Origin of the sequence: Aeromonas sp. sia0103 (assembly GCF_963895295.1) — a bacterium.
Lineage (GTDB): Bacteria > Pseudomonadota > Gammaproteobacteria > Enterobacterales > Aeromonadaceae > Aeromonas > Aeromonas encheleia.
The window spans coordinates 626,901-638,995 of sequence record NZ_CAWQKG010000022.1 but is presented as its reverse complement, the minus strand read 5'-3'; the positions used below and the strand labels follow the sequence as shown (position 1 = coordinate 638,995).

Sequence of the window (12,095 nt, the reverse complement as noted above, 5' to 3'; positions counted from 1 at the left end):
CGATGCCGACGGCAACTGGACCTACAACCTCGACAACAACGACCCCGCGGTGCAGGCCCTCAAGGAGGGTGAGACCCTGCCGAGCGAGCACTTCGTGGTCAAGAGCGCCGATGGCTCCGCCGAGCACGGCGTTACCGTCACCATCACCGGCACCAACGAAGCGCCCGATGCCCGGGACGATGGCGCCAGCACCCAGCAGACGGTCACGCTCGATGGCCAGAACTGGGATACCAGTGGCGATATCAAGGTCGATTACTATGTCATCGATGCGACGACCGGGTTGAAGATCGCCAATGCCGAGCAGTCGGATTACACCGGCGACGGTGATCATCGCTACGGGGTGAAGTCAGACATTGAGCAGCCCAATGCGGATGCGGTGCAGGCGGGACAGCTTGGTTATCTGGACAGCGAAAACAAGAGTGAAGCCATGCGCTTTACCTTCCAGCAAGGGCAGGTCGCCGATCACGCATCCATCGAGATCAAGAATCTGTGGTCTGATCGTCTCAATGGCGGCTGGGAGCCCGGCTGTGAACGCGGCGTATGGAAGGCCTTCTATAAGGGTGAGCTGATCGCAACCGGTGTCTTTGAAGGCACCTCTGGCGGGAAGCAGACGCTCCAGATCGAGGCCGGCGGCCGCTACTTCGACACCATTGAGATGTCGGCCATTGGCTACAAAGATGGCATCGTCGATCCGCAAGGCTCCGAATACTTCATCACCAAGGTGACGGCAGACCTGACCCACTTCGATCAGGCCTTCCAGACCAACGAGACAGGCAGCCTCGATCTCGATGTACTGAAGAATGACACCGATCCCAATCAGGATGCGATCGCTATCGTAGAGGGCGGCTACCCGGACTACATCACGCTGGTGAATGGCAAGTTGCACTTCGATGCCGCCAAATATCTCCAGACATTGCCGGCGGGGCAACGTGACCTGCAACCGGGAGAGGTCAAGTCGATCGAGTTTGAATACAGCATCCGGGATATCCACGGCGCAACCGATCAGGCCAAGGTCACCATCACCATCATCGGCGATCCCCTCTCCGGCACGGCCCCGCTACATGTCGAGATGCAGGAAGGCGATCTGGCGGGAGGCGCCACCGCTCACAGTGAGGGCCTGCTGCCGGGCGCCCATGAGGCAACCCCTCATGACTACCGCTTTGCGACCCAGCAGAGCGGGGCCGAGGTGCACAGCGGCGGCAATCCCCTCAGTTATGAGGTCAGTCAGGATGGCCTGCAGCTGACAGGCTTCATCATGGAAGGGGGACAGAAGGTGAACGTGCTGGTCGCGCAGCTGGATCCCCAGCAGGGCTCCTATCAGTTGGATCTCTTCCGGCCGCTGGACCATGGCCTGCCGGGCAAGGATCTGCTCTCCCTCCCGTTCGACATGAATATCCAGGTCGGGAACCAGCTTACTCAGGGGAAACTGATCGTCGACATCATCGACAGCGCCCCCACCCCCGGCACCATCAGTCATGCGGTGGGCGATGTGGAGCCACAATCCAACTCCGTCATCATAGCGCTGGATATGTCCGGCTCGATGAAAGACTACGTGCACGATGCCAACGGCCAGTGGACAACCCGTTGGTCTATTTCCCAGCAGGCCATCAAGGCGATGTTCGAGCAATATGACAAGGCGGGAGAGGTGCAGTTCAAGATTGCGACTCATGCGGGCTATCCGGATGGTCAGGTCTCCGGCTGGTTGCACTCCCTTGCCGATATCCAGGCCTTCTTCGACACCATAGTTCCATCAGGCTGGACTCCCTATTACCAGGCGCTGAACCAGCTCGATGCCATTCTGAGCAACCCGCAGGATCAGGTTGCCATGGAGGGTACCAACAAGCAGTTCTATTTCCTCTCCGATGGCGCCCCCTCCGACTTCGGCTACTGGACCAACGGTTCATACAAGTCCCAGGAGATACGTGACCGGCTGATGAGTGGCATCAGCCCGGATGAAGTGGGCGGGGAGCAGCACTATCAGGAGCTGCTCAAGGGTACCGTTTCGCCTACCAAGGCTGAACAGTTCCTCATCCTGGGTGAGTCCATGGATCACATCATGGACAAACACGGCAACCCCTTCGACAGCATGAACATGCTGGCCATAGGCCAGAGCTCGTCACTCGAGTACCTGACGCCACTGGCCGGCCAGGATGGCACCGCCATCCTGGTAGAAAAGGATGCCGATGTCGTCAACATCCTGACGGAATCGGTGCCGGGTCAACTGCAGGGTGATGTCACCTTGCAGTCGATCGAGGGCGAATGGGTGCAGAGCCTGACCCACGATGACCGCACCTACTTCTATGACCAGACCAAGGGCGGCATCTTCATCCATGACAGCGCGACCGACAACAAGGTGGTCGATGGCGCCAAGCTGACGCTCGATACCACCAACGGCAAGCTGGTACTGAACTTTGAAACCGGGCAGTACGACTATCAGGCCAAGGATGTGCATGGGAATGGGCAGGACAAGTTCCTGCTCACCTTGCGCGACGGTGATGGCGATACCGCAGATACCGCTCTGGTTATCGACGTCACGGATCTGCAAGGGGGCGTCAGCGCATCACCGCTGACTCTGGGGACGGCTGAGAAGCCTGCCGCCTTTGCCCTCTCAGCCCCGCTGCTCGGTCCAGAGGCGCAGGATGAGCTCATCGAGCTCCCCGTCAGCCAGCCGGCGGCACCTGCCAGCCATCTGGAGAGCCTGACAGCAAACGGGATAGCCATCGGCGACCTGCTTGATCATGATGAGATGGACAGCCTGCTCACTCAGGTGGCGCCGGCCACGCAGGACTCCCCGGGTATTGCGGGTGAAGGTGCGGCCATGTCGGCGCTGCCGGATGGCAATGTCCCTGACTTGCTCAGCCATACCATGCCCAATCCGGTATTTGATGAGCTGTTGTCACAACAGCAATTTATCCAGTAACCCCTCAAACCAGGCCCCCAACCCAAACGTTGGGGGCTTTTTGTATGCAGACATGCTCCTATTGAACCCCACTCACACCCCACGAAACAGTTAACCGCTCACAGTTTAAGATCCTGATCTGGAGTAATATCCCACTCTCCCCTCATTCCCACGATCGAAGAGGCATGTTCTCCTGACCGACCTCAACTGCGAGCCGACCTACATGAAGCAGACCCTACTCTCCCTGACCCTGGCCAGCCTGTTGGCGCTGCCGGCGTTTTTCCCCTCTGTTGCCTGGGCTGCCCCGGTGCGCTCCCTGCAAAAAGAGCAGAATTACGATCAATACATCAGCAAGCGCCAGGTGGTGGATCAGCTGCTGGCGGATGCCTGGCAGATCTTCAAGTCACCGGCCCGGGTCTCGACCGCCGGTTTCACCGCCAAGATGCCGAGCAACATGGAGCGGGTCACCGAGCTCTTGTTGCAGGCCTATCAGCTCGAGCCCTATCGCACCGATCTGCTCATCTCGGCGGCCAACGCCCAGATCTACAACGGCAACGTGGAGCGGGCCATCAACCTGTTCGAGCAGGCCCTCACCACTGCGCCGGACGACTTGGACCTCAATAGCTACCTCGCCACCTGGAAGCGCTTCAAGGGTGATCAGGCCAAATCTGATGCCTATCTCAAGCGGGTGAGCGAGCTCAATGGCGGGCGGGCCGCCGATCTGCAGCGCCTGTTCGACACCGTTGACCGGGTCAACGCCACCCCGCTCAAGGAGCAGGGGGAGCGCTCACCCAAGCCGGGCAACAGGGCCATCGTCACTTTGGGCTATGCCCTCAATCCGGATGGCAGCATGCACGACATTCTGCTCGGCCGGCTGGAGACCACCCGCTCCCTGGCCCAGGCCAACCCGGCCGCGCTCATCATACTGACCGGTGGCGTGCCCCAGAACCGCCAGACCGAGGGCAAGCTGATGGCGGACTGGCTGGTGAAGAAGGGTATAGACCGCTCGCGCATCATCGAGGAGAACTACGCCACCAGCACGGTGGAGAACGCCCTCTACAGCGGCTATGCCCTCGCCCGCCACCAGATCCAGTACGCGACTCTGGTGAGCTCCGCCAGCCATGTGCGCCGGGGCCAGACCCTGCTGGAGATCGCCTGCTGGCAGAGCGGTCCGGCCGGGATCCAGATAGACAGCGTCAGCTACCCGGACCAGCCGCTGTCGGCCCTGGCCAAGGTGAGCGACGGCGAGCTGCTCGGCATCTACCGGGATGCCCTGCGCACCTACGGCCTGTGGAGCTACCGCTCGGCCCCGCTGATCGAACGCTAGGCCCCCTAGGCCCATCGACAGATACCCGCCGCTTGGCGGGTATCTTGTTTTTCCCCTGTTCTCGTCCCCTCATCAGCCCCGCCTATCTGGGTTGCAGCCCCCGCAGGATCCGGCTCGATTGCCAGCCAGCGAATAAGCATCCCCGCATTTGAGATATCCATATCTCATTGTTTCATTTCAGTTATTTATCTAAGAACCATAGCGTCTTAATGCAGGTTTCTCGTTCCTTCAGTCAGCGGGTCATTACGGGAAAGATGGCGTCTCCATCCCCGTAATCAGGAACGACATCATGACAGGAAAAGGAACTTCCCTCTGGCTGGCGGCGCTGGCGCTGGTCGTGCAATCCGCCCAGGCGGTCGAGGTCACGGTGGCCTACCAGACCTCAGCCGAACCCGCCAAGGTGGCCCAGGCCGACAACAGCTTCGCCAGGGAGAGCGGCGCCAAGGTGGACTGGCGCAAGTTTGACAGCGGCGCCAGCGTGGTCAGGGCGCTCGCCTCCGGCGACGTGCAGATCGGCAACATAGGTTCCAGCCCGCTGGCGGTGGCGGCCAGCCAGAACGTGCCCATCGAGGTGTTCCTGCTCGCCTCCAAGCTCGGTGACTCCGAGGCACTGGTGGTGAAGAAGGGGCTCTCGACGCCTCAGGATCTGGTCGGCAAGCGCATCGCCGTGCCCTACAGCTCCACCACCCACTACAGCCTGCTGGCGGCGCTCAAGCACTGGGGCGTCGATCCCACCAAGCTGGAGATAGTGAACCTGCAACCGCCGGCCATCATCGCCGCCTGGCAGCGCGGCGACATCGACGGCGCCTATGTCTGGGCCCCGGCCCTCAACAAGCTGACCAAAGAAGGATCCGTGCTGACCGATTCGGCCCAGGTCGGCAGCTGGGGCGCCCCGACCCTGGATGTGTGGGTGGTGCGCAAGGACTTTGCCAAGGCCCATCCCGAGGTGGTGCAGGCCTTCGTCAAGAGCAACCTGGCGGCGCAGCAGGCCTACCTCGACAACCCGGCCGGCTGGCTGGCCCAACCGGCCAATCTGGACAAGCTGGCGAGTTTGAGCGGCGTCTCCGTGGCCGAGGTGCCCGATCTGGTGCGCGGCAACACCTACCTCGGCGCCCGTGAGCAGAGCGCCCAGCTCGGCAGCCTGGTGAACCAGACCATCATAGACACCGCCCGCTTCCTCGAGGCCCAGGGCAAGGTGCCGAGCGCCGCCCCCGACTACAGCCAGTTCGTGACCGATCGCTTCGTCAAGCCCCTGGCCCAATGACCCTGAGGAGAAGACCATGCTGCAGCTCGCCTATGTCTCTGCCGAATACGCCGGCAAGAAGGTGCTCGACAACATCAACCTGAGCCTGGCCGAGGGCGAACTGATGGTGGTGTTAGGCCCGTCCGGGTGCGGCAAGACCACCCTGCTCAACCTCATCGCCGGGTTCGAGCCCTGCCAGAACGGCCAGATAAGCCTGCAGGGCAAACCGGTGAGGGGCCCAGGCGCCGAACGCGGCGTGGTGTTTCAGAGCGAGGGGCTGCTGCCCTGGCGCAACGTGCAAGACAACGTCGCCCTCGGCCTGCAGCTGGCCGGGGTGCCCCGCGCCGAGCGAAGTGAGCAGGCACTGACCCTGCTGCGCAAGGTCGGCCTGGAGGGGGCGGCCGAGCGCCCCATCTGGCAGCTGTCCGGCGGTCAGCGCCAGCGCGTCGGCATTGCCCGCGCCCTGGCCACCCGGCCACAGCTGTTGCTGCTGGACGAGCCGTTCGGCGCGCTCGACGCCTTCACCCGCGAGCAGATGCAGACCCTGCTGCTGAGGCTGTGGCATGAGGGGCGTCGTCAGGTGTTGCTGATCACCCACGACATCGAGGAGGCGGTGTTCCTGGCCAGCGAGCTGGTGCTGCTCTCCCCCTCCCCGGGCCGGGTGGTGGAGCGGCTTAGCCTGGACTTCGGCCGCCGCTTCGCCGCCGGCGAACCCTGCCGCAGCATCAAGTCCGATCCGGCCTTCATCGAGCGGCGCGAATACGTGCTAAGCCGGGTCTTCAACGAGCGGGAGGTCTTCGCATGAGCATCGCCCTCGCCAGATCCACCGCCGCCGGTCGTGCCCTGCGCTGGCCGCTGCCACGGCGGCTGAGCCTGAGCCTCGCCACCCTGCTCGCCCTGCTGGCCCTGTGGTGGCTGGTGGCCCGGCTCGGCTGGGTCGATCCGCTGTTCCTGCCGCCCCCCGGTCGGGTGCTGGCCCAGCTCGTCACCCTCGCCGGCCCGCAGGGCTTCATGGACGCCACCCTGTGGCAACACCTGGGCGCCAGCCTGCAGCGCATCCTCATCGCCCTGCTGGCGGCGGCGGTGTTCGGCATCTCGGCCGGCCTCGCCATGGGGCTGAGCCCCACGGTGCGCGGCATGCTGGATCCGCTGATCGAGCTCTATCGGCCGGTGCCGCCGCTGGCCTACCTGCCGCTCATGGTGATCTGGTTTGGCATCGGCGAAACATCCAAGGTGCTGCTCATCTATCTGGCCATCTTCGCCCCTGTGGCCATGGCGACCCTGGCCGGGGTGCAGAGCGCGCAACAGGTGCGGCTGCGGGCGGCCCGCTCGCTCGGCGCCTCCAGGGTGCAGGTGCTGTGGCATGTGATCCTGCCCGGCGCCCTGCCCGAGATCCTGACCGGGCTGCGCATCGGCCTCGGCGTGGGCTGGTCGACCCTGGTGGCGGCGGAGCTGATCGCCGCCACCCGGAGGGTGGGCTTCATGGTGCAGTCTGCCGGCGAGTTTCTGGCCACCGACGTGGTACTGGCAGGCATTCTGGTGATCGCCCTGGTCGCCTTCGTATTGGAACTGGGTTTACGCGCACTGCAGCGCAGGCTGACGCCCTGGCATGGAGAAGGACAATGAACGACAAGCTGACCGCCCTCATGGTGATCCTTCACATCGCCTTCGTATTGGAACTGGGCTTGCGAGCCCTGCAGCGTCGACTGACGCCTTGGCATGGAGAAGAAATATGAACGACAAGCTGACGATTACCCCGCTCGGGCCCCACATCGGCGCCGAGATCGCCGGCCTCACCCTGGCCGAGCCCCTGACGCAGGAGCACTTCGAGCAGCTCCATCGCGCCCTGCTGAAGTATCAGGTGCTGTTCCTGCGGGATCAGCCCATCAGCCCCAGGCAACAGCGGGCGCTGGCCAACCGCTTCGGGGATCTGCACATCCACCCCGTCTATCCCCATGCGGAGGAGGCCGAGGAGATCATCGTGCTCGACACCCACGACGACAACCCGCCGGACAACGACAACTGGCACACCGACGTGACCTTCATCGAGACGCCGCCGGCGCTGGCCATCCTGGCCGCCAAGCAGCTGCCGCCGAGCGGGGGTGACACCCTCTGGGCCAGCGGGATCGCGGCGCTGGCGGCGCTCTCCCCACCTTTGCAGAAACTGCTGGCGGGGCTGGAGGCGGAGCACGACTTCACCAAGTCGTTCCCGGCCCACCGCTACAACGGCAGCGAAGAGGAACGCCAGCGCTGGCAGGCCGCCGTGGCCAACAACCCGCCCCTGCGCCACCCGGTGCTGCGCACCCACCCGGTGAGCGGGCGACAGGCGCTGTTTGTCAACGAGGGCTTCACCAGCCGGCTGCCGGATTTGCCGGCCCGGGAGAGCGAGGCGCTGCTGGGCTTCCTGTTTGACCATATCCGTCGACCCGAATTTCAGGTGCGCTGGCGCTGGCAGGAGAACGACATCGCCATCTGGGACAACAGGGTGACCCAGCACTATGCCAACGCCGACTACCTGCCGGCGCGTCGGGTGATGCACAGGGCCACCATCCTCGGGGACAAGCCCTACTGGCGGCCTTGAGCGAAAGAGAGCCGCCGGGTGATGCACATGGCCAGCATGTTGGGGACAAATCCTGCTGACGACCTTGACCGAAAGAGATCCACCGGGTGATGCACAGGGCCGCCATGCTGGGGACAAATCCTGCTGGCGGCCATAACGAAGAGGCCCGCCAATGTGGCGGGCCTCTTCTGCTTTCAAGACACCTCAGCCACGCAGATCCAGCACTGGGCTGAAACCCCCGAAGATCATGCGGGCACCATCGAACGGCATCGCCAGATTGGCGGGATTGCTCGGATCCATCCTGGCGTCTTTCATTATCTTCGCCATGGCCTCATCCCGGGTGGCCTTGTCCGGCCACTCCACCCAGGAGAAGACCACGCTCTCATCTTCCTTCGCCGCCACGGCGCGGTAAAAGTCGGTCAGCTTGCCGTGAGGCACATCGTCCCCCCAGCCCTCCAGCACCCGGGTGGCGCCGTATTCGAGGAAGATGGGATCAATTTGCCGGGCGTGATCGATCAGGGCCTGCTTGCTGGCCGTGGGCACGGCAAGCACGAATCCATCTATATATGACATGACACTCTCCTCCTTATTGAGGATCTCAGCATAGCAACGGGGGCTGCCCGCTGCGCTGCCCAGCGTGAGTGCCCGTCAGATCGCCACCAGTCGCTCCAGATCGCTGCGCGTGAGGTGTTTGGTATCCACCTTCACATAGAGCGAGCGTTCGGCTTCGACCAGCAGCACGTCGCTCACCCCCTCACAGGCGCGGATCTTCTGCTCCAGCGCGGGGGTCGCGGCGACCCCCTCCGGCAGCACTATGCGCAGGCTGCTGACATAGGGCGGCTCCTGCATGGTGAGGCTTATCCCCAGCCAGAGCAGGGCCAGCACGGCGCAGCTGCCGAACACCAGGGGCGCACCGCCGAGGCTGTAGAACAGGCCGCCCAGGCTGCCACCGATGGCGACCCCGATGAACTGGCTGGTGGAGTAAACCCCCATGGCGGTGCCCTTGTAACCCGGTGGCGACTCCTTGCTGATGAGGGACGGCAACAATGCCTCCATCACGTTGAAGCCGATGAAGAAGATCTGCAGCCCGGCGAGCAGGCCCCAGAGCTGCAGGCCGGCCTGCCACAACACCACCTCGGCGACGAGCATCACCAGCACGCAGAGCTGGAAGACCCGTCTCATCTGGCGGCGTTTCTCGGCATAGATGATGAAGGGCACCACGCTGACAAAGGCGATCAGCATGGTGACCAGATAGGCCTGCCACTGGCTGTCACGGGGCAGACCCGCCTGCTCCAGCAGCGGCGGCAGCGCCACGAAGCTCGACATCAGCAGGGTGTGGACGCAGAGGATGCCGAGGTTGAGCTTGAGCAGCCGCGGGTTGGTGAGCACTGTGCGGATCCCCCCCTTCACCAGCGCCGACTCGCGGTTGCGCAGGTGGCTGGTCGGGGTCGGCACCCACCACAGGGTGATGCCGATGCCCCCCAGCGCCAAGAGGGCGATCAGCCAGAACAGGCCGGACAGCCCCAGCGCATGGGTGATGATGGGGCCGGTCACCATGGCGATGGCGAAGGTGATGCCGAAGCTCACCCCGATGAAGGCCATCGCCTTGGTGCGGTTCTGCTCGCGGGTGAGATCCGAGAGCAGCGCCATGACGGCGGCAGAGATGGCCCCGCTGCCCTGCAGGGCGCGGCCGACGATGACCCCCCAGATGGAGTCGCTGAGGGCGGCGATGACGGCCCCCAGGGCGAACATCAGCAGGCCGCCGACGATGAGCGGCTTGCGGCCGATGCGATCGGAGAGCAGCCCGAACGGGATCTGGAACAGCGCCTGGGTCATGCCGTAGATGCCGATGGCCAGCCCGATCAGGGCCTCGGAGGCACCGGCCAGGGACATGCCATAAGTGGTCAGTACCGGCAGAACCATAAACATGCCGAGCATGCGCAGGGAGAAGACGGAGCCGAGCGCCCAGGTGGCCCGGCGCTCGCCCCTTGTCATCGTGAAATCATTCATGATGGCCTCGATGAATAAGAGAAGTGGGTGATCACAGGTTGCGGATTATGCAATCTACACGAAGCCCGAGAATATGAGGGAAAACGGACCGGACCCGATGTGGGTCGGCCCACATAATAACAGAGCCGGGAAAGTTCCCGGCTCTGGATTCTACTGATTTTCCTGTGTCATATCACAACACTGGGGCTCGGCTTACCGAAGCCTCAGGGCAGCATGCTCACCAATACCGGCGCTGCGTCCGGCTGGAAGTCCACCGACATCATCACGCTCAGGCAAGTAATGGTGACGATGGAGAACATGAACAACTTGCGGGCCCACAGGGAGTCATCGACCGCCTGCTTGTAACCCGACAGCGCCATCCCCAGCCACCAGACACTCACCGCCGTGGCCACGATCAGATACTTGTAACCGGCATAACCGCCGAGGAACAGCATCAGGGTCGGCACCATAAACGCCAGGATGTAGAGGGTGATATGGTGTTTGGCCACCGAGATCCCCTTCACCACCGGCAACACCGGAATGTTGGCGGCCTGGTAATCCTTGAAGCGGAAGATGGCAATCGCATAGGAGTGCGGCATCTGCCACAGGCTGAAGATCGCCAGCAGGATCAGGGCGCCCGAGTCGAACTCGTTGCTCACCGCACAGTAGCCGATGACGGGTGGCGCGGCGCCGGAGAGGCTGCCGACCAGGGTGCCATAGACCGAATGGCGCTTCATGTAGAGGCTGTAGACGCCCACATAGACCAGGAAGCCGAGCACTGCCAGCAAGGCGGCCAACGGATTGGCCGCGAAGTAGAGCAGTGCAATGCCCGCAACGCCGAGCGCGCTCGCATACCAGAGCGACACGCCAGGGGCGATCAGCCCCTTCACCAGGGCGCGGTTCTTGGTCCGCTCCATGATGCAGTCGATGTCCCGGTCGATGTAGTTGTTGAACACACAACCGGAGGCGACCACCAGTGACACCCCCGCCATGGTCAGGATGAACAGGGGAACGTCCAGGCTCCCCTTGGAGGCCAGCAGGAATCCGCCGATAACCGAGATGAGGTTACCGAAGATGATGCCCGGTTTGGTCACTTGCAGGTATTGCTTCATCATCACACCAACCCGCTTAGTGAACCATCATGTTGACGTTGAGGTTGTACATGATCCACAGGGAACCCACCACCACTATGGCGATGATGAGCACGGTAAACACCAGTGCCACCAGGTTCCAGCGCTCCTCTGACGAGGTGTTCATGTGCAGGAAGTAGGCCAGATGCACGAAGATCTGGACCACCGCCATGGCAACCACGGTACCCAGCACCATGGCATGGGAGGCGCTGCCGTCCATCACCATCCAGAACGGGATCGCGGTCAGGATCACTGACAGCACGAAGCCGATCAGGTAGGACTTGGCGCTGCCGTGGCTGGCGCCGTGATTATCGACTGCATGACTACTCATTTACATTGCCCCCATCAGATAGACCACGGTGAAGACGCAGATCCACACCACGTCCAGGAAGTGCCAGAACAGGCTCAGGCACATCAGGCGAGTACGGTTGCGCTCGGTCAGCCCCTTCTTGGCTACCAGCACCATCATCACGATGATCCAGATAAGGCCGCTGGTCACGTGGATACCGTGGGTACCGACCAGGGTGAAGAAGGCGGACAGGAAGCCACTGCGCTGCGGACCGAAGCCCTCGGCGATCAGGTGGTGGAACTCGTAGATCTCCATGGCGATGAAGCCGGCGCCGAGCAAGAAGGTCACCAGCAGCCAGCCGTTGACGGCGGCCACCTTGTTCTTGTTCATGGCCAGCATGCCAAAACCGAAGGTGATGGAGCTAAACAGCAGCAGCATGGTTTCGGCGAACACGAACGGCAGCTCGAAAATGTCCTTGCCGCTCGGGCCGCCGGCGGTGCCGTTGACCAGGACTGCATAGGTTGCGAACAGGGTCGCAAACAGGATGCAGTCACTCATCAGGTAGATCCAGAAACCGAACACCTTGGTGGCACCGGCATCATGGTGCCCATGATCGTCATGGGCGCCGTGAGTGTGATGTAGAACGTCAGTTGCCATA

General features: G+C 62.9%; 11 protein-coding genes. 6 read left to right on the top strand and 5 right to left on the bottom strand.

Going from position 1 to position 12,095, the window contains the following annotated elements:
* The 6 genes from AACW18_RS11270 to tauD form a co-directional block, all read left to right on the top strand.
* Window positions 1–2,920: VCBS domain-containing protein (locus AACW18_RS11270; protein ID WP_218388686.1), on the top strand; the 2,920-nt coding region annotated here is incomplete at its 5' end.
* A 202-nt stretch (window positions 2,921–3,122) separates the two neighbouring features.
* Window positions 3,123–4,226, top strand: a complete 1,104-nt coding sequence (locus tag AACW18_RS11265) for a YdcF family protein (RefSeq protein ID WP_218388685.1) — start codon at window positions 3,123–3,125, stop codon at window positions 4,224–4,226.
* A gap of 289 nt (window positions 4,227–4,515) precedes the next feature.
* Window positions 4,516–5,490, top strand: a complete 975-nt coding sequence (tauA, locus tag AACW18_RS11260; RefSeq protein ID WP_218388684.1) for a taurine ABC transporter substrate-binding protein — start codon at window positions 4,516–4,518, stop codon at window positions 5,488–5,490.
* A 16-nt stretch (window positions 5,491–5,506) separates the two neighbouring features.
* Window positions 5,507–6,274 carry a taurine ABC transporter ATP-binding subunit gene (tauB, locus tag AACW18_RS11255; RefSeq protein WP_218388683.1) on the top strand — a complete coding sequence of 256 codons (768 nt, stop codon included), beginning with the start codon at window positions 5,507–5,509 and terminating at the stop codon, window positions 6,272–6,274.
* A complete protein-coding gene (gene tauC / locus AACW18_RS11250; protein ID WP_218388682.1) occupies window positions 6,271–7,095 on the top strand; it encodes a taurine ABC transporter permease TauC in 825 nt (274 codons plus the stop codon). Before tauB ends, tauC begins: the two co-directional genes overlap by 4 nt.
* Before the next feature lie 106 nt (window positions 7,096–7,201).
* Window positions 7,202–8,050, top strand: coding sequence for a taurine dioxygenase (gene tauD, locus AACW18_RS11240; protein WP_218388681.1), 849 nt, complete (start codon window positions 7,202–7,204; stop codon window positions 8,048–8,050).
* A 183-nt stretch (window positions 8,051–8,233) separates the two neighbouring features.
* On the opposite strand, the gene AACW18_RS11235 is transcribed toward tauD, so the two are convergent.
* From AACW18_RS11235 to AACW18_RS11215, 5 genes are all read right to left on the bottom strand, one after another.
* Window positions 8,234–8,602 carry a DUF1428 domain-containing protein gene (locus AACW18_RS11235; RefSeq protein WP_042653816.1) on the bottom strand — a complete coding sequence of 123 codons (369 nt, stop codon included), beginning with the start codon at window positions 8,600–8,602 and terminating at the stop codon, window positions 8,234–8,236.
* Between the two features lie 75 nt (window positions 8,603–8,677).
* Window positions 8,678–10,039, bottom strand: coding sequence for an MFS transporter (locus tag AACW18_RS11230; protein WP_218328377.1), 1,362 nt, complete (start codon window positions 10,037–10,039; stop codon window positions 8,678–8,680).
* Between the two features lie 203 nt (window positions 10,040–10,242).
* The gene (gene cyoE, locus AACW18_RS11225; protein ID WP_218328378.1) at window positions 10,243–11,136 is read right to left on the bottom strand and encodes a heme o synthase; all 894 of its coding nucleotides are present in this window, start codon (window positions 11,134–11,136) and stop codon (window positions 10,243–10,245) included.
* Between the two features lie 10 nt (window positions 11,137–11,146).
* A complete protein-coding gene (locus AACW18_RS11220) occupies window positions 11,147–11,479 on the bottom strand; it encodes a cytochrome o ubiquinol oxidase subunit IV (protein WP_042653819.1) in 333 nt (110 codons plus the stop codon).
* Window positions 11,480–12,094 (bottom strand): cytochrome o ubiquinol oxidase subunit III, encoded by a 615-nt coding sequence (locus AACW18_RS11215; RefSeq protein ID WP_042653820.1) that lies wholly within the window; start codon window positions 12,092–12,094, stop codon window positions 11,480–11,482.
* Window position 12,095 lies beyond the last annotated feature (1 nt).